Here is a 22,162-nt window from a genome sequence, read left to right as displayed (position 1 = left end):
CATATGCGAATTCGCATTCAATCCCCGGTTTCTTGAATTCTTTACTCAATCCCCAGCCCTTTGCAGATACGATCCACCTTCGACTTTACCTCTGCCGGCATCGTCAACATCTGCGGCCAGGGACGAGTAAACCCTTCCGCAGCCCACTTCCGTGTCGCGTCGATCCCCATCTTGCTGCCGAAGTTTGGCAGCCGCGACGCGTGGTCCAGCGAGTCCACCGGTCCCAGCGTGAACTGGATGTCGCGCTCCGGATCAATGTTGTTCGCCACCCGCAGAGTCACCTCGGCTACGTCCTGCACATCGCAGTCTTCGTCGACGACGATCACGCACTTGGTGAACATCGCCTGCCCCATCGCCCAGATGCCGTTCATCACCTTGCGCGCCTGTCCCGCATAGCTCTTGCGGATACTCACGATCATCAGGTTATGGAACACCCCCTCCGCCGGCAGGTTCACATCGACGATCTCCGGCAGCGTCAGCTTCATCAACGGCAGGAAGATGCGCTCGACGGCCTTGCCCATCCATGCATCCTCCATCGGAGGCTTGCCCACTACCGTCGCCGCATAGATTGGGTCTTTGCGATGCGTGATGCAGGTGATGTGAAATACCGGGTACTCGTCCTGCATCGTGTAAAAACCCGTGTGATCGCCGAAGGGTCCCTCGGTACGCAGTTCGCCCAGTTCGACATAGCCTTCGAGCACGATCTCCGCCGTCGCCGGAACCTCGAGATCGACCGTCTCGCACTTCACAATCTCCAAAGCCTTCTGGCGCAGGAAGCCTGCGATCAGGTACTCCTCCACCTCAGGGGGTGCAGGCACAATCGCAGAAAACGTCGTCGCCGGATCGGTGCCGATGGCTACCGCCACCTCCATCCGCTCGCCGCGAATCTTCGTCAGCACGGTCTGAGGAACACTGCTGGTATCGACGGCCGCCGTCGTTCCGCCCGCGGTCAGAGCCATGACATCGACAGCCCCAGCAGCATCCTGGGTCGCCCCACGCATGCGCTCGCGAAAGTGCTCCGCGGCAACCTTCTGACGCTGCCAATGCATGCCCGTGGTCTTTCCGTCATAGACCTGCATGCGATACATGCCGACGTTGCGCTTCCCTGACTTGGGATCGCGCGTCACCACGCAGGGCAACGTAATAAACCGTCCGCCATCCTGCGGCCAGGTCTGCAGCACCGGAAACTTCAGTACGTCGACGTCCTCACCCCGCAGAATGACTTCCTTGCACGGCGCGTTCTTCGCCTCGATCCGCTTCGGAAAGAACCCTCCAACCTCTGCCAGCATCGGCAGCATCTTGAGCTTGTCCATGAAACCCGCAGGAGCGACCGGGTGCAGCAGCGTCTCGATACGCTTGGCGATATCGTCCAGGTTGTCGACCTCGAGCGCCATCTTCATCCGCCTCTCGCTGCCGAACTGGTTCATCAACACCTGCGTGCCCTTATAGCCGGTCACATTCTCAAATAGCAGCGCCGGTCCACCGGCCTTTGCAGTGCCCTTGCCGCTCTTGGACGCCCGATCGGCCAACTCCGCCATCTCCAGGATCGGCGACACCTCCGCCTTGACGCGCGTCAACTCGCCCGCCCGATCCAGTGCCTTCAACCAATCCCGCAAGCTTTCGTATCCCAAAATCTTCTCCTCTTGTTACCGTTGCCATCTTCACTCCCGAACCAAGCCCTACAGCTTCAGAAAGATCTTCTTCCGCCACAACCACCAGTTCGGTAAAAAACAAATCACCACGAAGCTTACCGCGAATGCCAGCGATGTCCAGTTCGTCGATCCATTCCTCGCAAAAACCGACTCATAGATCACACCCCAGAGGTTGTTCTTATCGCCGTCCGAATCCGCAATCTTAAAGAACAGCAGGACCTTCACAAGGATGACCGATACCGTAAACGCTGCAATCGCATTGGACCCAAATACCAGCCAGGGCCAGCTCGAAATGCGCAGCCAGCGCGGCCAGGGCTGAGGCCGATCGTCGATCAGCCACGAGCATCCCGCGAGTGCGAGCGCCGTCCATCCGGCCATGAGCAGCACAAAGCTTGAGGTCCAAAGGTTCTTGTTGATCGGGAACCATCGCGACCAGAGAACTCCTGCGGCGACTCCAGCCACTCCCATCGCCGCCAGTCCAACGCGCATCCGGCGCATTCCATTCGCCACGCGCTGGCCGTTGAGCATCCACATCCCAGCCAAAGCCCCCAGCAGCGTCGTAGCCACTGCGGGCAGGGTGCTCAGCAGGCCTTCTGGGTCTCTCGTCTTGCGATACAGCGTGCCTGTATGCAGCCACCGCAGCGACCAGGAGCTCACCCCGCGGTCTATCCACGAGGCCAGGTTTGCGTTCTGATCCATAAACGGAATGTCCCGCATCGGCATCCCCAGTCCCGGCACAGGGACCCACCGCAGCAGTACCCAGTAGCCCACCAGGAGGAACGCGATGATCGCAACCAGCACACGCACCCGTCGCGTCGCCAGAAGCACCAGGCCCGCCAGCAGGTAGCACAGCGCGATGCGCGGCAGCACGCCAAACCAGCGGATGGTCCAATGCATTCTCGGGAAGAAGGCCAGCACCCAGTACAGTGCAAGAATCTTTCCCGCGCGCGCAAAGAGGTGCCCGGCGAGCGTGCCCTTGCAGTTCCCCCGGGCGATGCGCGACTGCAGCGAGAAGATGATCGACGCGCCCATCAGGAACAGAAATGACGGGAAGACCGTGTCGGTCAACGTCCAGCCATTCCAGGGAGCATGGTCCAACTGCCCAAATAGGTGATCCCAATCTCCCGGATCGTTGACCAGGATCATCAGCGCAATGGTGATGCCACGAAGCACGTCCACCGACAACACACGTCCCGGCTTCGAAACCATTCTCTCTGTTTGCGAAACTGTTTGCGAAACCGTCTGCGTAATAGCCATCTGTCCTATCATCTCGCGAACACCCTGCCCCGTCACGGCGAACTCAAATCGCTTCCTCTTCAGATGCAAGGGGAACATCAAGCTTCACAGCGGTGTCTAAGCAAGTAATCGCATTCCTCGCCTGGATGCGCCATCGATCTCACATCGGGGTGCCGCCATGTTTGAAGGATCTCTCGTCGAATCCACCACACTTTTAAAAGCCCGCAATCGCTGGCCTACCGTGATCTCGGTTGCCATTCAGGCAGCCATCGCCGCCACCATCATCGCTGTGCCGCTGCTCCATCCGGAAGCCATCAAGCTGCGCGCGCCCATGATGACGCTCATCGCGCCGCCGCCACGCCCACCTCAACCCCCGCCGCCGCCGCCTCGTCCACGGGTTCGCATGGAAAGCGCATCCAGTTCCCCCATGTCGGCGCCCACGGCACCCGCTACAAATGCGCCTTCAGGGGTCACTCGCACCTTCATAGAAAGCACCTCCCCCAGCAACGCTCCAACAGCCAACCCACTGGGCCTTGGCATGGGCACACCAAGCCAGCCGTTCAGCCTGGACCCCGGCGGCAGTTCCTCTCCACATGTCGTCGTAGCAACTCCAAAGACGGGAGAAGGAGGCCCCACGCATATCTCCTCAGGAGTCTCAAGCGGCATGTTGCTCGCGCCCATCCGCCCTGACTACCCGCAGATCGCAAAGCTCTCCCGTACCGAAGGCACGGTCATCATACAGGCCGTCATCGCCAAGACCGGCCACATCGAAAGCGCCCACGTCGTCAGCGGCCCGGCCATGCTTCAGGCTGCGGCTCTTGAAGCCGTCCGCTCAGCCCATTACCGCCCGTATCTGCTGAACAACCAACCCACCGAGGTCGAAACTACATTCAGCATCTCTTTTAAAATCAGTGGTTAGATGTCGCTATAGAACCATCCAACATCTGCTTTGTCGTTGCTTCTGAGATAGGTCCGGGCTTGAGCCCGGACATTCAAGACAGTCAATAAAGGGGGCTTCAGCCCCTGGGACATGCACTCCTATCCACAGGTAGAAATACCAACGGATAGAAGGATTGCCCAGGAGCTGAAGCCCCTTCGTGTTTGTCTCGTAATGCCTGGGCTAAAACCCAGGCCTATCTCAGAATCAACAGCAAAAGTGCAGTCGCCGCTTCTTTAGACATTCCCTAGACCAGCTCGATAATCTCTAACGGGAAGCCAGCATCCTTCCATCCCTGCAGGCCACCACGCAGCGGCCTCACCCGCCGCACGCCCATGCGGCGCAACTCCATCGCCACCTTCGCGCTGGTCTCCTCGCTCGGACACGTGCAATAAAGAACGATATCGCGATCGCGCGGGATCATCGTGCTGCGTTCCTTCAACTGATCGGGCCCAATCCGCAGGGCACCGGGCAGCACGCGGGGATCGGGTAGCAGGTCCAGCGGATGCCTCAGATCCACGATGAACGGAAGCTCCTTACCCTCCCGCTTGGCATCGTCGATCATGGCCAGCAACTGGGTCGGCTCCAGCCGAAGTCCGCGCAGCTCTGTGACAAACTGACGCCGCTTTACCAACCGGTAAACTACGACGCCAATCACCATCAACACCACCAGCAGGCCGGCGAAATGCCCCAACACGGCAAAGAAATCGCTGCTGCGCTTGGCCAGATCGCCAAAGAAGCGTCCGGCAAACAGCCACACGCTCGCCCAGATCAGCGTACCGGCCATGTCATAGATAACAAAGGTCGGATAGGGAATCTTTGCCTGCCCCACAATGGGTGCGCACATCGTGCTCAAGCCGGGGACGAACTTCGCAAAGAGCAGCGTGAAGGCGCCGCGCTTGGTCACCGATCCCTGCGTCCTGCTCACGCAGGTTGCAGCCTCCAGAGAAAATCGGCACAGCAGATCCAGTACCTTGGTGCCGTAGCGCTTGCCCAGGAAGTACCACATGGAATCGGCGATCAGACACGCCAGCATCACCACCGGCAGTGCATAGGCGACGTGCACCTTATGGGCCGCGCTCATGGTTCCCGCAGCCAGCATCAGAGGAATACTGGGAATCGGCAGCCCGGCCTGCTCCACAAATACCCAGCCAAATATCACTGAGTACGTGTGACGCAGCAGTAAGCCCATCATCCAAGTCATAAGTGTTCCCTTCCAAGCAATATAAACTTACTTGTTCTGATGCTAAGTAGATGTTCGCAAACCTTGCGAGTCGCATAAAGAAAAAAAGGCCCGGATTGCTCCGGGCCATTGTCTCTTCTCGTCTTGTTTTTTGGACGGCTCTACGTTTCGTCCGTTAGCAACCAGCAGTCGATTATTGTTTTACCGTTACATCCGGTGTGACCGACATGCCCGGCCGCAGCGCGTGGTCCTTATTTTCGGCTTCCAGGTTCGTAAAGTTGATGCGAACGGGGATACGCTGCACCACCTTTACATAGTTGCCCGTCGCGTTCTCCGGCGGAAACAGGCTGAGCCGCGAGCCCGTGGCTCCGCCAATCTGCTGCAATTCGCCCTTGAACTTCCGTCCGCCGAGCGCATCCACCTTCAGATCGACCTCTTGCCCCACCTTCATCTGCTTGAGCTGGGTCTCCTTGAAGTTTGCCGTGACCCACAGGTTGTCCAGCGGAACTACCGTCAATAGATCCTGCCCAACGCTGAGGTTCTCGCCTACATCGACATTCTTCTTGCTGACGATACCCGAAATCGGGGCAACAATCTTCGTGTAGCCGAGATTCAGCTGAGCCTGGTCGACCTTGGCCTGGGCCTGCGCCACCTCGGCGATTGCCGCCTGGATGCGTGCCTGCTGCACCTTCACCTGACCGGGAGCGTTCTGAGCGCTCTGCTGGGCCTGTGAAATCGACTGCGCCACATGCTGCTGAGCGAAGCTTACCTGGTCCTGCTGCGCCTTGACCGAACGCTCCGCCTCAGCCAGCGCGGCCTTCGTCGCCGCAGCCTGCTGCACCGCAGCGTCGAACTGCTGCTTGGAGATCACGTCCTTGGCCACCAGCGGCGTGTAACGGTCCACATCCAACTGGGCCTTCACAGCATTGGCCTGGGCCTGGTCCACGCGAGACTGGGCTGCCGCCACATTGGCCTGAGCCTGTGACAGCGATGCCTGGCTTCCCAGAACATCCGACCCGGAGGTCGAAACGCTGGTACGCACATTCACGTGGGTGATGGGCAGGTTCACTCTCGCCTGCTCGAGGTCCGCCTGGGCACTGGCAAGGTTTGCATTGGCCTGAGCCAGGGCAACCTCAAAGTCCTTGGGATCTACCTCGGCAATCGGATCGCCGGCCTTCACCAACTGGTTATCCGTCACGTCCACATGTACCACCTGGCCGGCAACACGCGCACTGACCTGGTACAGGTCGCCATCGACCTGTGCGTCATCGGTGTCCTCGGTAAAGGTGGAGCGCCAGAAATAGAAGCCCGCAGCAATCGCCAGGATCAAGACCACGACCAGGACAATGCCCCTCTTTGACTTCTTAGGTGCCGGTTCCGCCTCAGGCGCGTTCTCTGCGCCCTGATTATTCTTTTGTTCGTTCTGATCGGCCACGCTTACTTCCCTCCCAGATAATCTTTGTAGTTCGTCGACGCCACACCCAGCGCACGTGCAAGCGAAAGCTTCGCAACGTTGTGCTGGTAGAGCGCGCTGATGTATTGATCGTTCGCCTGCTCGTCCGCAGACAGGGCCTGCGACACCGGCAGGCTGTCTTCGACACCCGCTTTGAATCTTTGCTGCGCTTCGCTCAAAGCTTCGTGCGCGAGGTCCACATTGCTCTTGGTCGCCTCAACCAGCTTGGCCGAAGATTGGATGTCGAGAATCGCATCGCGAACATCCGCATTCACCTGCTGCACCTGGTCGGAGAGCTTCGCCTGCGTCTGATCGAACTGCGCCCCGGCAACCTCTTCCTGGCCGCGCGTCTTGGCAATCTGCAGGATCGGAGCGGATACCTGCCCCGTCGCCGTAAATGTTCCGTGGGAATGACCCGGCGTCGTGCCCATATCGCCGTAGTCGCCACTGAAGCTCGCCGAGGGCAACTGGCTGTCAAAAGCCGCCTTCTTGCCCGCCTGCGCCGCCTTCAACTGCTCGGCCATCGCTGCCAAATCTTTGCGCTGCTTCAGCGCCGCCTGAAAGGCAGTCTCGGGATCGGGAGTATCTAACGCCGCGAAGGGCTCCGTATTGGCCAGCTCGTACTTCTGCTCCAGCGGCAGGCCGATCGCCCGAGCCAGAGCCAGCTTGTCCTTGGCCAACTGGTTCGTCGTCGCAATCAGGTTCTGATCCTCGTTCTGATAGTCCACCTGTGCTCGCAGCACATCGAGCCTGGGACTCGTGCCCGCCTCATGCGCCGCAGTCGCCTGGTCGAGCGATACCTTGGAGGTCGCCATATCGGCCTTCACGGCCTCAATCCGGGCCGCATCCGCAATGCACAGCAGATACGCATTGCCGACCGTCAGCACCACCAGGTCGCGAGCGTCCTGTGCACTGAGTTTTGCCGCTTCAAAGTTGTGTCTTGAGGAGATGTAGTTTTCGAGCGACTGCAGATCCACCAACTTCTGCGTCAGATATGCCCGGAAGTCCACCACCTGGAACGGTCCGATGATCGGGTTCAGCCCCGGAAACTTCAGGCCGTACGCCGCCAGGTTGACCTGCTCCACCTCGATCGAAGCCGAGCCCTTCACGGTCGGCAGAAGCTCCTGGAGCTGCTGCAAACGCTGTCCGTTGGCTGACTTTTCGTTGGAGGTCTGCAATACCAGCCCGAGGTTATTGCGTAATCCACGCTGCATCGCGTCATCGAGCGTCAACTGCAATACGTCGCCGGTCGCCTTGTCACGAACGATACTGCCGCGAAAAGAGGAATCGGCCGCACTCGACGGGGTGACGCTAGGCCCCGGCTGCGAAAGCTGCTGCTGCACCGCCGTCACCGACTGAATATTGCTGGATGAGTCAGTAGTGCTGCTGCCGCCGCTGCTCTGCGCCACTGCCGGAACACATGCCACCGCCAGCAGAAGGGCGAGCGCGATGGGAAACGCACGCTTATTCACTTTGACCATATCTCTCATGCTAAATCGTTTACCACGCCCCGGTTATAAATCTTCCTGCCAGACGTAAAGACTATTCCTAGTACTAGATGCACCCTCCCCCGGGATGTATGCAAAACTTGCTGCGGAAATTCATAAGAGCAGGAAACAAGGAACAGCGAACAGTTCCCGGAAGGAGCTGCGAGGTTTCAGATGAAATGCGACCAGACTGGCACTACGGCTGTACTTACAGACCTACCCAAAAGCCTGTCATTTCGACCGACCAACGGGAGCGGAGAAACCCCTGTATTCGCGGCTGCTCGTATGGCCGAAGAAGCCAAAGGCACACGCTGTAAGGCCTGCCGTCGAGCACAAAGGGCTCTTCGAGTGCAGGCGTCGCAGAATACAGGGGTTTCTCCACTCCCGTTGGTCGGTCGAAATGACAGGCTTTGGCCGTGAGCTCATAAACACACCCGGAGTACCAGGGCACTCCCTGTTTCCTGTTTCCCGTTTCCTTCTCGTACGATAGCCCCTATGAGCACTCCCTCCCCCGCCCCCATTCGGACCGCCGTCCTCGGCTTCGGTCTCGCCGGCAAGGTCTTCCATTGCCCCTTCGTCGCCGCGGTTCCCGGACTGGAGCTCACGGCCATCGTCCAGCGCTCCGGAGACACCGCAGCCGCCGCCTATCCCACCGCCCGCATCCTGCGCTCTCCCGAAGAGGCCTTTGCCGATCCCAATATTGATCTCATCGTCGTCGGCACGCCCAACGAGACCCACTTCGACCTGGCCTCCCAGGCCCTGCAGGCCGGCAAGCACGTCGTCGTCGACAAGCCCCTCACCACCAGCGCCACCGCCGCCCGCACGCTGATCGACCTCGCCAGGCAGTACGGCCGCATCCTCGCGCCCTTCCACAATCGCCGCTACGACACCGACTTCCTCACCGTCAGCAAACTGCATCGCGAAGGCACGCTGGGCCGCATCACCCAGGTCGTGGCCCACTTCGACCGCTTCCGCCCCTTGCAGCGTGCGGGCACATGGAAGGAGATTGGAGGCGACCCCAACGGCCTGCTCTTCGACCTCGGGCCGCATCTCGTCGACCAGGCCGTTGCGCTCTTCGGATTGCCGGCGCGCATCACCGGCAGCGTCCGCACCGACCGGGACAAGACCGATATCGATGACGCCTTCGACATCGTCCTCGAATACGACGTCAAATCCGCCAACGGCGACACCCGCAGCCTGCGCTATGAGTGCCATGCCACCATGCTGGCCGCCAATGCCTCGCCCCGCTTCCGCGTCCATGGAACGCTCGGCAGCTACACCAAGCAGGGCCTCGATCCGCAGGAGTCAGCCTTGCTCGGAGGCGCTCGTCCCCCGCAACTGGGGTCTCCGGAGGCCTGGCTTCCCGAGGCCGAGTCGGCCTGGGGCACGCTGGCTGTCGGCACGGACCTGCAAGAGCCCATACAGATCGCCCGCAATCCCTATCCCAGCGTCACCGGAGACTATCGGCTGTTCTATGCCAACGTCCGCGACGCCATTCGCGGCGAAGCTCCCCTGGCCATCCCGTCCGAGGATGGCTACCGCGTCATCCAGTTGCTGGAGCTGGCACGCCAGAGCAGCCACGAGCGCCGCACCCTGCCCGTTACCTTCGAATAATTGTCAGATTTTTGTCGGGAGCCCATTCATCGCACAGGATTGTCATGCGATGGGTGGGCTCGCGATAAACTAAATGCATTGTGAAGAATCAGAGCCAAAAGTCCCCGGTAAAGTTCGTCATCGCAGGCGTGATCGTTCTGGCGACCGTCGCCTGGCTCGCCCTCTCCGCCTCAGGCGACTCCAAACAGTACTACGTCACCATCAGCGAGCTGCAACAGCTGGGTAACAAGGCCTATACACGCCACCTGCGCGTGGCCGGCAACGTCCAGCCCGGCAGCATCAATCACGTCGGCACCAACGCTACCTTCACTCTGGTGGAACAGGGTAAGCTGCTGCGCGTGAACTACCAGGGCGCAGAGCCACCGCCTGACTCCTTCAAGGATGATGCCCAGGCCCTCGCCATCGGCACCTACGGCCGTGACGGCGTCTTCCACGCGACCCAGCTCCAGGCCAAGTGCGCCAGCAAGTACGCCCCTGCCGCCAAGCCCAACGCTACGCCCACAGGGAACGTCGCAAAGCTCAACAACTAACCCATCCGTGACCAGTCTCCCTGCATCTGACGAAGCCGTCGTCCTCCATCGCGTCTCTCGCCTCTACGGCAACTTCGCCGCTCTCCGCGACGTCTCGCTGAGTCTTCCGGCCGGAGCCAGCGTCGTCCTGCTCGGAGAGAACGGTGCGGGCAAATCGACGCTGCTGAAGCTGGTCGCCGGCCTCGCCACCCCGAGCTACGGCACGATCTCGGTCTTCGGCGGGAAACCGCTCGATCAGCGCCACCGCGTCGCCACCATGAGCCACGCGACGATGCTGTACGACGAACTCACGGGCCTGGAGAATCTCCAATACTTCGCCAGCCTTCATGCCGACGAGGCTCCCCGCCCGCTCTCTCCGGAGCAGGCACTACGCGACGTTGGCCTGGACCCCGCATTACCTCGCCGCGTCGGCGATTACTCCCAGGGCATGCGCCAGCGCGCCTCCCTGGCCCGCGTGCTCCTCACCGAGCCTGACCTGCTTCTACTCGACGAACCCTTTTCCAATCTCGACGCTGCCTCTGCCCGCAGCATGGTTGAGCGCCTGAGAAACTACCTGGCTACGCCCTCGGTCAAGGGCACCCGGCGTACGCTGCTGCTCACCACGCATCAGCCGGAACTCGCACGCCCCTTGGCCAGCTTGGTCCTGACCCTCCGCGAAGGCCGTATCGCGGAACGCGAAGAGATCTCGCAACTCGCTGCTCAAAACTCGTAACTCGTTCTCGAAACCCAATGCCACCGAAGCCTACCAAGACGAACGCCGCGCGCCTGCTCGACTCCCTCGGCATCGCGTACGAACTACGCGCCTACGAGGTCGATCCCAACGATCTCACTGCGATCTCGGTCGCGCACAAGATCGGCCTGCCGCCCGAGCAGGTCTTCAAAACGCTGCTCACCCATACCAGCGACAAGGAACACATCTTTGCCGTCATTCCCGGCGATAGCGAACTCGATCTCAAGAAACTCGCCGCCGCAGCCGGAGCTCGCAACGCCGAACTGGCCGCACTGAAAGAAGTGGAACCGCTCACCGGCTACATTCGCGGCGGCGTCACGGTACTGGCCGCAAAGAAGCCCTTCCGCGCCTTCGCCGACGAGACCATCGAGCTCTTCGACATTCTCTCGATCTCCGCCGGGCAGCGTGGCCTGCAGCTTCTCATGAAGCCCGCGGACTACCTCCGCGCCACCAACGCCGAACTGGCAGACCTCACCAAGTAATCCTTGCCGGCCGCCAAACATCTTGGGTCAACTTCGTTCCCAATATGCGTGGGCAAACTTCCATTACAGAGAGTGATCCGTGCAAAAGCTGATCGAGGCACGAACCGGAAGAGCGCGGTTTCACAGGCCGCTGAAAAATCCGATTTTGATCTTTAGGGCCAAAGGCCCGTCTCATACCAGCCTGGGGTGGAGCGCAGCCGCGAGCGGTTTTTCGCTCGCGGCAAGCGTAGCCCCAGGTACAGGGGTTTACAAGAGAGCAGAGGGCTGTAGGCCCGATTCATCATGCCTGCACAGATGAGTCGGGCCTACAGCCCTCAACCTCTTCTCCCGCACCTGACCTGGGGCTACGCTTCCCGAGCCGCCACGCTATCGCGTGCTGACTCGGGTTCGCTTCACCCCAGGCTGGTATGAAACGGGCCGTTGGCCCTAAAGATCAGGAGATGAAAAGCGAGCATCAAACTCATGACCATATACCCAACGCAATACGGCGAGCCCGAAGGCCCGCCGCTGAAGAATCTTGTTTGCTGCTGTGTCTCTAAGCCAGAACCTCTGCATGCTCTTTGTTCGACTGCGGAAGCCCTGAAGAGATGGCCACCAGCAAATCTTCCTTGCGCATGACCATGCTGGTCGCGTTCAGGCTCGCCAGTTCGAAGCCGTGTCCGTGCGTGATCGCATCGGTGGGGCAGGCTTCCACGCAATAGCCGCAGAAGATGCAGCGGTTGTAATCGATGTTGTAGACCTTCGCATACCGTTCAGCCGAGGAGATGCGGACCTCTTCGGTGTTCTCCGCCGCCTCGATGTAAATGCAGTTCGCGGGGCAGGCTGCGGCGCACAGGAAGCAGGCCACACACTTCTCAAGGCCGTTCTCGTCGCGCTGCAACTGGTGCTTGCCGCGGAAGCGCTCCTGAAGCTGCGCACCGCGCAGCGGGCCTTTACCGTCCGGATAGTTCTCCACCTCGGTTGGCTGGAAACCCTCTCGGAGCGTGATGCTCATACCCTTCGCAATGGCGGCGACGTTGCGGATAATAGACATAAGATCTCCAGTATACGTCTTTGCCCTCACCGCGTTATCGCCCACTTTCAACAAGCGGACAGCAAAGGATCGGACGCTCGATTACCGATTGCGCTTCGAGCCGATCTGGCCTAGATATTTCAGGTAATTCGCAAACTTTTCCGGCAGCGCACGGTAGTAGACGTTGAGTCCCTCTTTGCGAGAGGTGATGAGCCCCAGGTCTGTCAGCACCTTGAGATGGTGCGACAACGTCGGCGCTGAGATCACGTGCTTGGCGTGCATCTCGCCACAGAACAGTTCCTCATGTTCCGCGATTTGGGTGTAGATGGCCAGGCGATTGGGGTCCCCCAGGGCCTTCCCTATTTGCGCGACCTCATCGTCCGTCATTTTTTCCATTTCTATGAGACGCGACAGCCTTGATTTGGAGTCGGAAAACACATTTCTGAATCCAACTATTTCGATAGCCATCTAACTAACCATTGCGCTGATTTGCCTGTGAAGTGCTCTGCAAAGTGGAGAGATCAAGATGTGGATTGTTCGACTTGCGTTAAACCGGCCCTACACGTTCATTGTAGCTTCGATCCTGATCCTGGTTCTGGGATTCTCGGCGATCGCCACAACGCCGACCGACATCTTTCCTGATATCGATATTCCTGAAGTCACCGTAATCTGGACTTACACAGGGCTGCCCGCAAAGGAGATGGAGCAGAGAATCACGGTCTTCAGTGAGTTCGTGATGGCCACGGTCAACGACATCAAGGCCATCGATTCACAGACGACCAGTGGCGCCAGCGTTATTAAAATCTCGTTCCAACCCCAGGTACATATCGACGCCGCCACAGCGCAGATAGGCGCAGCGGTGAACTCCATTCGCTTCCGCATGCCGACTGGCGTAAATCCCCCGTGGATCCTGCGCTTCAGCGCGTCCACGGTGCCGATCATCCAGCTTGCGCTTTCGAGCGATACGCTCTCCGAATCGGAGATCTACGACTACGGGCTGTTCCGCATCCGTCAGCAGTTGAGCACCGTTCCCGGCACCCTTCTACCTACACCTTACGGTGGTGTCGCACGCCAGATCATGGTCGATCTGGATCAAAATGCCCTTCTTGCCAAGGGCTTGACCCCCATCGATATCACTGCGGCAATCAATTCACAAAACGTTACGCTTCCCTCGGGAACAGCCAAAGTCGGCAACAGTGAATATACCGTCAGCACCAACTCCAGCCCGGTCGACGCACTGTCGTTGAACGACGTCCCCATCAAGACCGTCAATGGATCGCTGGTTTATATGCGGGACGTTGCCCATGTGCGGGACGGCTGGTCCGTGCAACAAAACGTAGCTCGTGCCAACGGCAAACCGGCGGCCCTTCTTTCCATCATGAAGACGGGTTCTGTCTCGACGCTGGATATCGTCAACCAGGTCAAGAACGACGTGCTGCCCGCCTCCCGTGCAGCGGCTCCGAAGGGTCTGAAGATCACGGAACTCTTCGATCAGTCGATCTTTGTAAAAGCCGCGATTGTGGGCGTCCTGCGGGAAGGTGTGATTGCAGCCTCTCTGACGGCATTGATGATCCTGCTCTTCCTTGGCAGTTGGCGTAGCACGCTGATCATCGCCATCTCCATCCCACTCTCGATTCTCAGCTCCATCATCGTCCTTAGCGCCATGGGCGAGACGATGAACACCATGACCCTCGGAGGCCTCGCGCTCGCTATCGGCATCCTGGTGGACGATGCAACCGTCACCATCGAAAACATTCATCGGCACATGGACGGCCAGCCACTGCGCGAAGCCGTGCTGATCGGTGCATCCGAGATTGCAACTCCGACGCTCGTCTCCACGCTGACCATCTGCATCGTCTTTGTCTCGGTGGTCTTTCTCACGGGTCCGGCGAAGTTCCTCTTCACGCCGATGGCACTGGCTGTCGTCTTCGCCATGCTGGCGTCGTATATCCTCTCCCGCACACTGGTTCCGGTATTGGTCAACTACATGCTCGGAGCCGAGCACACCTTCGAAGGCCACTTCGATCTCGAGACCCTGGCTAAGCCCACGCGTTCCTTCTTCGGACGTGTGCATGACCGCTTCAACCAGGGCTACACCTGGGTGCAGACGCGCTACATACGGGTTCTCGAAAAAGTACTGGCCCATCGCAAGCCCGCGCTGATCGCTTCCATCGCCATCATGTCCACGGCATTTGTCCTGCTTCCCTTCATCGGTCGAGACTTCTTTCCCTCTGTCGATGCGGGACAGATCAAACTGCACATACGCGCCAGACCGGGAACACGCATCGAGTCCACCAAGGTGCTCTTCAGCCAGGTGGAGGAACAGATACGCAAGACCATCCCCGCGGACGAGATCACACTGATCACAGACAATATCGGGCTGACCCCTGAGACCTTCAACTATGCCTTCGGCGATGGCGCGACCATCAGCAGTGCCGATGGAGAGGTATTGATCGCACTGGATGAGAAACATCACGGCCCGACGCAGAAATATATGAAAGAACTACGGTCGCAACTGCAGCAGCAGTTCCCCGATCTCACGTTCTTCTTCCAGCCCGCCGACATGGTGACTCAGATCCTCAACTTTGGATTGCCTGCTCCGATCGATGTCCAGGTACGAGGCTACGATCCGGCCAACTACGAGGTTGCCCGGCGCCTGCGGGCACGTCTGGCTGCCGTGCCGGGAGCAGTGGACGTCCATATGCACCAGGTCGTCGACGCGCCCGATCTGCATCTCGATATTGACCGCGTGCGGGCAGCACAGTTTGGCCTTACGGAGCAGGACGTAGCCAACAGCATTTACATCTCGCTCAGTTCCAGCGCTCAGGTCCAACCCAACTTCTGGCTGGATCCAAAGATGGGCATCACCTACACCGTCGCCGCGCAGACCCCGCAGTACAACATCAACTCGATTAACGCACTTCAGAATACCCCTATTCCGATTCACACTCTGAGCAATCGCACAGAGTTGCTGGGAAACATGGCCACCTTAACCCCTGCCACTCTGCCCGTAGTGATCAACCACCATAACGGCGCGCCGGTCCTGGACATCTTCGCGAACACACAGGACAGCGATCTCGGCGCAGTGGCTGCAAAGGTCAACCAGATTGTGAAGGAAGAGAGCAAAAATCTTCCTGCGGGCACCACGATCGTCGTGCGCGGACAGGTCGAGAGCATGAACGAAGCCTTCGATCGTCTGGGCCTCGGCCTTGCCTTCGCGGCCATGCTGGTCTACCTGCTCATGGTGGTCAACTACCAGAGCTGGCTCGATCCGTTCATCATCATCTGCGCACTGCCCGGAGCGTTCTGCGGCATCGTGTGGGCGCTGTTCCTGACGCAGACCACCTTCAACGTCCCCAGCCTCATGGGCGCCATCATGTCCATCGGCGTGGCCACAGCCAACTCGATCCTTCTCGTTACCTTCGCCAATGAGCTTCGTGCCAAGGGCGTCGATCCTCTCCAGTCCGCGATCACAGCCGGCTTCACGCGACTGCGGCCCATCATCATGACCGCCTTCGCCATGATCGTCGGCATGTTGCCGATGGCGCTGGGCATGGGCGAGGGCGGCGAGCAGAATGCGCCGCTGGCGCGCGCAGTGATCGGCGGCCTCACAGTCGCGACCTTCGCGACGCTCTTCTTCGTCCCCTTGATGTTCACGTTGATCCACGGAAAAAATGCCAGCACGCCACAGGAGGCAGCATGACCCAGCAGACTCAAACCGTCCCCACCCAGAAGACCCAGCAAAAATCCGGCAGCCCCTTCGTCAAGGTAGTCGGAGTAGTCGCGATCCTGGCCGTCCTGCTCGCTATCGGCATCCTTCCACGCCTGGCGCGGCAGCGAGAGGCGTTGGCCGCAGTCAATGAATCCAGCGTGACACACCCTGTCGTCTCGCTGGTGCATGCGCAGAAGGGCGAGCCCACCTCCGAGCTCGAGCTGCCCGGCAACATAGAGCCGCTCTACAGCGCCAACCTCTTCGCCCGCGTGGACGGCTATCTGGAGAGCAGGAACGTCGACATCGGCACGAAGGTAAAGTCAGGCCAGGTACTGGCGATCATCTCTTCACCTGAAATAGATCAGCAACTGCTCCAGGCCCTTGCCACACTTGCTCAATCGCAGGCTTCGCTCCAGCAGGCACAAGCAGCGCTCGCACAAGCTAAGGCCAATGCCGAGCTGACTCGCCTTACCAAGGAGCGCGATGTTCCCCTGGGCGAAGAGCACGCTATCTCGCAGCAGATCGTCGATGAGGCCGTGCAGGCCCACGATGCCCGGCTTGCCGATGTTGCCGCAGCCAACGCCAACATCACAGCCGCTCAGGCAAGCATCACGGCCAACCACGCGAACGTTGCGCGACTGCTACAGATGCAAGGTTTCGAGCACATCGTCGCTCCGTTCGATGGCGTCATCACCGCACGCAACGTCGAGCGCGGCGACCTCGTCAGCACCGGTGGAGGAAGCACGATCAAACCGCTCTTCAGCATTGCGCAGAGCGGCACGTTGCGCATCCAGGTCGATGTGCCTCAGTCCGAGGCGGTCAACATTCAGGATGGCCAGAAGGCGGCCGTCGATGTCAAAGAACGCCTCGGCCGTCCCTACACCGGAACGGTCATTCGCAACGCTGGCGCTCTCGATAACGCAGCCCGCACCATGCTGACCGAAGTGCAGGTCGACAACAAGGATGGCTCCCTGCTGCCGGGCATGTATGCGCAGATCAAGTTCACCCTGCCTGAGCAGCATACGTCGCTCATCATCCCCACCAGCTCTCTCGTCGTCGACCACGCAGGAATGCATGTCGTCATCGTGAACGCCGACCACACCATCCACTTCGCCCCGGTCTCCATCGGAAAAGACATGGGAACACAGGTCGAAGTTCTTGCAGGGCTACAAGGCTCGGAGTCGCTCGTAGCCAGTCCGAGCGATCTGCTCAACGAGGGTCAACATGTCGAAGTGCGCTGAACATCTTGCCTGCCCCCTGGCGTTGGCTGAACCCTCCAGAAGGAACGTTGTCGTGAAGAGAATCGTGCAAACCCTCGTCGCCGGCGTGCTGACGCTGATGGTGGTCGGCTGCAAAGTGGGCCCCAACTACAAGCGTCCCGTCGACACCACACCACAAAGCTATCGTGGAGTCCTCGCACCGGACATCGCTCCTGAGGCCTCGACGGCCTCTCTTTCCGATCAGCAATGGGCATCGATCTTTCAGGACCCCGTCCTGAAACGCCTCATCACAGAAGCACTCCAAAACAATCTGGATCTGCACATCGCAGCCCAGCGCGTTCTGGAGGCCCAGGCGCAGCTTGGCATCACGCACGCGCAGCAGCTTCCCTCCGTCTCTGCCGGACTCGGCTACACCGCGCTACAGGCGCCTCCATCTCTCATCAGCAATAACGCCAACGGCACGCCGGGCAACTCCTTCTTCAACGGAGGCGGCTTCAGCGGATCGGGTGCATGGAACCTGGACTTCTGGGGCATGTATCGCCGCCAGACCGAAGCTGCGCGCGCTGACCTGCTAGCCAGCGAATGGGCCCAGAAAGCAACCCGCTCCACTCTCGTAGAAGGCGTTGCCGAGGCCTACTTTCAACTAAGAAGTCTCGACGCCCAGCTGGAGGTCACGCAGAACGCCATCAAGGCCCGTCAGGACTCGCTGAAGCTCACCCAGTCGCTCGAACGGCATGGCGCAGGCTCGCTTGCGGATACGCGCCAGGCGGAAGGGCTGCTCCATACGGCCGAGGCCAACCTTCCTGATCTGCGCCGCCAGATTGCAGCGCAGGAAAACACCCTCAGCATTCTCCTCGGCCACAATCCCGAAGCGATCGACCGTGGCCTGCCGGTTGCCGAGCAGCCGCATCCACAGGAGGTGCCCGTCGGCGTGCCGTCGCAGCTTCTTGAACGCCGCCCGGACATCCAACAGGCCGAGGCAAAACTGATCGCTGCCAACGCTCGCATCGGAGTAGCCAAGGCGCAGTTCTTCCCGCAGATCTCGCTTACCAGCCTGGGAGGGTCGTCGAGCAACCAGCTGCAGTCCCTCTTCGCTGTACAAAACGATTACTGGTACGCCGCCGGAACGATCTCACAACCGATCTTCGATGGCGGTCGCATTCGGAACAACTATCACCTCTCTCAGGCACAGGAGCAGGAGATGCTGCTCGAGTATCGCAAGACGATCCTCACAGCACTCAAGGACATTTCCAACTCCCTGGTCTCCTACAAAGAGACCCGCGAGCATCGCGAAGCCCAGGCGGAGCTGGTGAAATCCGCAACAGATGCCGTGCGACTGGCACGGTTGCGTTACTCCGGCGGAAACACCAGTTATCTGGAGGTACTCACGACAGATACGGATCTCTACTCGGCACAACTACTCCTGGCCCAGGCGCAGCAACAGGAGGCTGCTTCCCTGGTACAGCTCTATGCCGCGCTCGGCGGAGGATGGCAGTAACGTCATGGCCCAGGTACTTCGCCAGCAGGAAGAATGCGCGAGGTCACTTCCAGCCTGTGGTAGTTGCGATAAGTGGCCTGGAACGACCAGACGGTCACGTCAAAGGTTCCAACACCACCAACGTTGCGCGAGGTAATCGTAGTGGGCATCCAGAAGCTCTGGCCGCCAAGCAGGACAGGCGCATAATCCACCGTGAGATCCCGCTTGCCGACAACAGCCGATTCATACGCATTCCCGGGGATGATGGTGTGACGTGGGGTAGTGAGTTCCAGATGCGTGATCTGCAGGGATGCAGGATCGATGAAGACGCGGCCCTTGCTCTTTTCCTGTAGAAGGCAGTCGGTGGAGTTCTCAGGGGTAAGAGCCGTGGCGAAGCGAACGATGTAAGGATCTGTCGGCCGCTTCCGATCAATCCGTTGCAGATCGTAGCGCATGCAAGATGTCTGATTATGGGAGACGACGGCGAGACCGCCCTCAAACACGCCGCTCACCAGGGTCGGACCCTTCAGGTCCCGTTTCGTTGGCGGCTTGCCGTTGACGCTCTTGATCTCACGTGACTCAACAAGAGCAGTCGTGTGATCGGAGTCGGCAGTACGCTTGAGGCGGAAGACGGAGTCGGTAATCGTATCCTGATCGCGCACGCCAGGCTCCATCTTCGAGATGACATGCTCATCGCAGAAGAAGCTCGGGACACCCGTGTCGTAGTGGTTCAGATTCGCTTCCAGCCGCTGCAGAATCTCTCCCAGCGTGGGCGTCTTCGCCGCCTGCGCACACAGCGCGGACGAAAATCCAAGGAATGCAACAAGCGAGATGGCCGCGGATAATGTCCTGGAAGTCATAGCGAACCGCATCTGTTGGTGCCATCGTATCAGGAGAGGCGGACTGGAACATTCAACACAGCAATGGCATTCTGGAAGAGATGTCGGTGCGAGATTCTTCCGCCCAAACCCGATCCCCATCGATCCGTCTCATCCTGCTGACGCTCGTGATGCTTTATGGAGCCATTGCCGGTCTCCAGACGGTAGTGGACTTCGATCTCGGCTGGCAGATGGCGGACGCCCGCAGCCCACTAGCCTCCGGCGATGTGCTTTCTTACACCGCACCGGGATCGACATGGGTCTACCCGCCTCTTGCGGGCATTGTCTTTCGACATCTGTTTCACTTTGGTGGTTATGCGGCCATCTCATGGTTCTGCGCCGTAGCTCTGCTCGCAACACTGGCTATCGTGGCACTGCGCAGTAAGACATCCGTACTAATACTGCTTCTGCTTGCCGTCCCCGCACTCGCTGGACAGATGATTCCGCGCTCAGGAATCTTTACCGTTGTGATTGCAGCGGCCTATACCCGTGTGCTCCTTGATCATTATCTGGGAAGGGACAGCCGCCGATTGTGGCTGCTGCCTCTGCTCATGATCTTCTGGGTAAATCTGCATACCGGCTTTATCTCCGGCCTGGGACTCATGCTCGGTTATATCGCAGCGGAAGTCGCCGATTGTGCCCAGCAAGCCAAGCGAGACAGGGCTCTCCGTCAACTGAAGCTGGCTGCTCCGTGGATAGCTGCAAGTTTTGTTTGCACGCTTCTGAACCCGTGGGGTTTTCGCATCTACGCGGCTATCGCAGCACAGGAACACATCTCGACCTTGCAGTCCAACGTCATCAGGGAGCTGACGCCGCTGTATCGCGAATTCTCCTGGCGAGGACTGCAACTGCTCTCTCCTCTCAACGCCATCTGGTGGTTGCTTGCAGCCTCTGCAATTGCACTGGTCTTCCTGCTTTACAAAAGACAGCTCGGACTCGCACTCTTTCTTTCCCTGGCGTTTGGGAGCTGTCTCTGGTCGTCGCGAACGCAGGGCGTCTTTCTCCCCGTTGCCTGCCTGATTGCAGGCGAAGCTTTTGCAGAGAGAGCAGGCTCTCAGCGTCACCTCCAGCGTTTCTCCAGATCGCCGGGATTGCGTTGGGCAGGAATGATTGCCGTTTTATCGTTTGTGGCCTGGCGCTGTTATGACGTCGCGACAGACCGTACCTCTCTCCTCGAGGATCGGATTACGCTCTTTGGCGCAGGAGCTTCATGGTGGCTGCCGCAGGATGCAGCAGCCTTCGTAGAAAAAAATCATCTGCCGACAGAACTCTTTTCCACATTCAACCTGAGCAGCTATCTCACCTGGAGGTTGGGCCCGTACTATCGAGACTTTGCCGATGGCCGCTACCTTCCCTTTGGAGATCGACTTGTCTCCGAGCAATTGAAACTCGCGCATCTCCCTCTCGACTCTGCAGAGTGGAACCAGGCGGTTGCGACATACCACATCAAGACCGTTATCCTGCCTCTCTCCCGCTTCTGGGGAGTCGAAGAGGCCCCACTACGCGAGGATTGCAGCAGCCGAAACTGGGTACCGGTCTACTTCGATACAACCGCCATTGTGTTTGTGCGCGATGGCGCGTTGCCTCAGACCGAGCTCTCTTCTCTCAGGATTGACTGCCAACATCAGCACCTTGTCGAAAATGAAAGTCTTCCCCAAAACAAACGCCTGCGCATGGAGCACTATCAGAAGCTCGCCAATGCGACTGTTCTTTATTTCCTGCTAGGCCGGAACGATGAGGCACAGCAAGCGCTTGAGAGCGCCTCTCGGATTGCAAAGGGCGACCGCTCGCTCGTTCTGCTGAATGGACAACTACAGGCTTCGCGTGGTGAATTCGCCGCCGCCGAAGAATCCTTCCGCAGCAGCTTGAAGATGTCCGAGTCCGATGCCGCCTGGTATCAGCTTGGATTGCTCTATGCGAATCAGCGACGCTATCCCGAAGCGGTCTATGCCTTTCAGAGAGCCTTGCGATTAGCTGCCCAACCCGAATTTTCAGTCGAGTTATCGCTGGCCAAGGCAGAGGTACTCAACGGCCAGGCGAACACGGCATTACAGACACTGCAGGAGGCATCGCAGGTGCTACCAGACAGTAGCCCGGCAAAAGCCGACCTCTACGACGCCGAAGCGGCAGCCTACAGCCAGTTGTCGAACTGGCCTGCGGCCGTTGCAGCAGAAGAGAAAGCCGTACAGGAAACCCCTGCGGTAGCTGGCCGGTGGAAGATCCTGGCCGCAATGTACACGGCCACAGGAAGACAGGATCAGGCTCTGCATGCCCAGGAAAAGGCAGAGTCACTCGTGAGTCAAATCCCACGCTGAAGGCAGCAATGCCCGCAGCACGATAACCTGCCTTTACTGTTGTTGCCTTTGCTTTTCTGGTTGTCATTCCGAGCGGAGCGAGGAACCTGCTGTCTCCCGTTCTTCGCTCGTATTCCCTGAAAACACATGGCCAGAACTATAGCCATGGAAGATGCTGTGGCGACACAAGCGAACAGCAGGTTCCTCGCTTCGCTCGGAATGACAACCAGAAAAACAACACCCAGAATAAAAGCAAGATAGCTTA

Annotated in this window: 17 protein-coding genes; 9 read left to right on the top strand and 8 right to left on the bottom strand. The window is 59.3% G+C overall.

Features of this window, described 5'->3' with window-relative positions:
* Positions 1-41: 41 nt before the first annotated feature.
* Together HDF15_RS13070 and HDF15_RS13065 are read right to left on the bottom strand one after the other, a co-directional pair.
* The gene (locus HDF15_RS13070; RefSeq protein WP_184256203.1) at positions 42-1,631 is read right to left on the bottom strand and encodes a UbiD family decarboxylase; all 1,590 of its coding nucleotides are present in this window, start codon (positions 1,629-1,631) and stop codon (positions 42-44) included.
* Positions 1,632-1,679: 48 nt separating this feature from the next.
* Positions 1,680-2,978 carry an acyltransferase family protein gene (locus tag HDF15_RS13065; RefSeq protein WP_409254876.1) on the bottom strand — a complete coding sequence of 433 codons (1,299 nt, stop codon included), beginning with the start codon at positions 2,976-2,978 and terminating at the stop codon, positions 1,680-1,682.
* 88 nt (positions 2,979-3,066) lie between these two features.
* Here HDF15_RS13065 and HDF15_RS13060 point away from each other — a divergent pair, with 88 nt between their 5' ends.
* Positions 3,067-3,807, top strand: a complete 741-nt coding sequence (locus HDF15_RS13060) for an energy transducer TonB (protein ID WP_184256199.1) — start codon at positions 3,067-3,069, stop codon at positions 3,805-3,807.
* A 265-nt stretch (positions 3,808-4,072) separates the two neighbouring features.
* Here the strand turns inward: HDF15_RS13060 and HDF15_RS13055 are convergent, their stop codons facing one another.
* The 3 genes from HDF15_RS13055 to HDF15_RS13045 form a co-directional block, all read right to left on the bottom strand.
* Positions 4,073-5,029: a VTT domain-containing protein gene (locus HDF15_RS13055; RefSeq protein ID WP_184256197.1), complete on the bottom strand. Its 957-nt coding sequence runs from the start codon at positions 5,027-5,029 to the stop codon at positions 4,073-4,075.
* Positions 5,030-5,201: 172 nt separating this feature from the next.
* Complete coding sequence (locus HDF15_RS13050) at positions 5,202-6,443, bottom strand: HlyD family secretion protein (RefSeq protein WP_184256195.1); 1,242 nt, start codon at positions 6,441-6,443, stop codon at positions 5,202-5,204.
* Positions 6,444-6,445: 2 nt separating this feature from the next.
* Complete coding sequence (locus tag HDF15_RS13045; protein ID WP_184256193.1) at positions 6,446-7,942, bottom strand: TolC family protein; 1,497 nt, start codon at positions 7,940-7,942, stop codon at positions 6,446-6,448.
* A gap of 501 nt (positions 7,943-8,443) precedes the next feature.
* Between HDF15_RS13045 and HDF15_RS13040 the strand changes: the two genes are divergently transcribed.
* From HDF15_RS13040 to ybaK, 4 genes are all read left to right on the top strand, one after another.
* Positions 8,444-9,562 carry a Gfo/Idh/MocA family oxidoreductase gene (locus tag HDF15_RS13040; RefSeq protein ID WP_184256191.1) on the top strand — a complete coding sequence of 373 codons (1,119 nt, stop codon included), beginning with the start codon at positions 8,444-8,446 and terminating at the stop codon, positions 9,560-9,562.
* An 80-nt stretch (positions 9,563-9,642) separates the two neighbouring features.
* Positions 9,643-10,092, top strand: coding sequence for a cytochrome c maturation protein CcmE (locus tag HDF15_RS13035; RefSeq protein WP_184256189.1), 450 nt, complete (start codon positions 9,643-9,645; stop codon positions 10,090-10,092).
* Between the two features lie 7 nt (positions 10,093-10,099).
* Positions 10,100-10,804 carry an ATP-binding cassette domain-containing protein gene (locus HDF15_RS13030; protein ID WP_184256187.1) on the top strand — a complete coding sequence of 235 codons (705 nt, stop codon included), beginning with the start codon at positions 10,100-10,102 and terminating at the stop codon, positions 10,802-10,804.
* Between the two features lie 17 nt (positions 10,805-10,821).
* Positions 10,822-11,304, top strand: coding sequence for a Cys-tRNA(Pro) deacylase (gene ybaK / locus HDF15_RS13025; RefSeq protein WP_184256185.1), 483 nt, complete (start codon positions 10,822-10,824; stop codon positions 11,302-11,304).
* Between the two features lie 535 nt (positions 11,305-11,839).
* On the opposite strand, the gene HDF15_RS13020 is transcribed toward ybaK, so the two are convergent.
* Entirely contained in the window at positions 11,840-12,337 is a 498-nt protein-coding gene (locus tag HDF15_RS13020) for an NADH-quinone oxidoreductase subunit I (protein ID WP_014265330.1), read from the bottom strand.
* Positions 12,338-12,418: 81 nt separating this feature from the next.
* On the bottom strand, positions 12,419-12,703 hold the full coding sequence (locus tag HDF15_RS13015; protein WP_223295510.1) for a helix-turn-helix transcriptional regulator: 285 nt from the start codon (positions 12,701-12,703) through the stop codon (positions 12,419-12,421).
* A gap of 139 nt (positions 12,704-12,842) precedes the next feature.
* Here HDF15_RS13015 and HDF15_RS13010 point away from each other — a divergent pair, with 139 nt between their 5' ends.
* Genes HDF15_RS13010 through HDF15_RS13000 form a run of 3 tightly spaced genes read left to right on the top strand, consistent with a single transcriptional unit; the run spans position 12,843 to position 18,746 of the window.
* Positions 12,843-16,019, top strand: coding sequence for an efflux RND transporter permease subunit (locus tag HDF15_RS13010; RefSeq protein WP_184256181.1), 3,177 nt, complete (start codon positions 12,843-12,845; stop codon positions 16,017-16,019).
* Positions 16,016-17,269: an efflux RND transporter periplasmic adaptor subunit gene (locus HDF15_RS13005; RefSeq protein ID WP_184256179.1), complete on the top strand. Its 1,254-nt coding sequence runs from the start codon at positions 16,016-16,018 to the stop codon at positions 17,267-17,269. Before HDF15_RS13010 ends, HDF15_RS13005 begins: the two co-directional genes overlap by 4 nt.
* 52 nt (positions 17,270-17,321) lie before the next feature.
* The gene (locus HDF15_RS13000; RefSeq protein WP_311733095.1) at positions 17,322-18,746 is read left to right on the top strand and encodes an efflux transporter outer membrane subunit; all 1,425 of its coding nucleotides are present in this window, start codon (positions 17,322-17,324) and stop codon (positions 18,744-18,746) included.
* Positions 18,747-18,748: 2 nt separating this feature from the next.
* Here the strand turns inward: HDF15_RS13000 and HDF15_RS12995 are convergent, their stop codons facing one another.
* The gene (locus HDF15_RS12995; RefSeq protein ID WP_184256175.1) at positions 18,749-19,585 is read right to left on the bottom strand and encodes a hypothetical protein; all 837 of its coding nucleotides are present in this window, start codon (positions 19,583-19,585) and stop codon (positions 18,749-18,751) included.
* An 86-nt stretch (positions 19,586-19,671) separates the two neighbouring features.
* Between HDF15_RS12995 and HDF15_RS26245 the strand changes: the two genes are divergently transcribed.
* Positions 19,672-21,918, top strand: coding sequence for a lipopolysaccharide assembly protein LapB (locus tag HDF15_RS26245; RefSeq protein ID WP_184256173.1), 2,247 nt, complete (start codon positions 19,672-19,674; stop codon positions 21,916-21,918).
* Positions 21,919-22,162: the final 244 nt, after the last annotated feature.

The organism is Granulicella mallensis, from assembly GCF_014203225.1.
In the GTDB taxonomy this organism is placed as follows: domain Bacteria; phylum Acidobacteriota; class Terriglobia; order Terriglobales; family Acidobacteriaceae; genus Granulicella; species Granulicella mallensis_A.
This window is presented reverse-complemented; position numbering and strand designations above follow the sequence as displayed.

What these genes read in the sequence shown, in the direction of transcription:
- HDF15_RS13020 (WP_014265330.1), bottom strand. Translation starts at nt 12,337, where the DNA reads ATGTCTATTATCCGCAACGTCGCCGCCATTGCGAAGGGTATGAGCATC.
- HDF15_RS13005 (WP_184256179.1), top strand. Translation starts at nt 16,016, where the DNA reads ATGACCCAGCAGACTCAAACCGTCCCCACCCAGAAGACCCAGCAAAAA.
- HDF15_RS13040 (WP_184256191.1), top strand. Translation starts at nt 8,444, where the DNA reads ATGAGCACTCCCTCCCCCGCCCCCATTCGGACCGCCGTCCTCGGCTTC.
- HDF15_RS13010 (WP_184256181.1), top strand. Translation starts at nt 12,843, where the DNA reads ATGTGGATTGTTCGACTTGCGTTAAACCGGCCCTACACGTTCATTGTA.
- HDF15_RS13045 (WP_184256193.1), bottom strand. Translation starts at nt 7,942, where the DNA reads ATGGTCAAAGTGAATAAGCGTGCGTTTCCCATCGCGCTCGCCCTTCTG.
- HDF15_RS13055 (WP_184256197.1), bottom strand. Translation starts at nt 5,029, where the DNA reads ATGACTTGGATGATGGGCTTACTGCTGCGTCACACGTACTCAGTGATA.
- ybaK (WP_184256185.1), top strand. Translation starts at nt 10,822, where the DNA reads ATGCCACCGAAGCCTACCAAGACGAACGCCGCGCGCCTGCTCGACTCC.
- HDF15_RS13060 (WP_184256199.1), top strand. Translation starts at nt 3,067, where the DNA reads ATGTTTGAAGGATCTCTCGTCGAATCCACCACACTTTTAAAAGCCCGC.
- HDF15_RS13015 (WP_223295510.1), bottom strand. Translation starts at nt 12,703, where the DNA reads ATGACGGACGATGAGGTCGCGCAAATAGGGAAGGCCCTGGGGGACCCC.
- HDF15_RS12995 (WP_184256175.1), bottom strand. Translation starts at nt 19,585, where the DNA reads ATGACTTCCAGGACATTATCCGCGGCCATCTCGCTTGTTGCATTCCTT.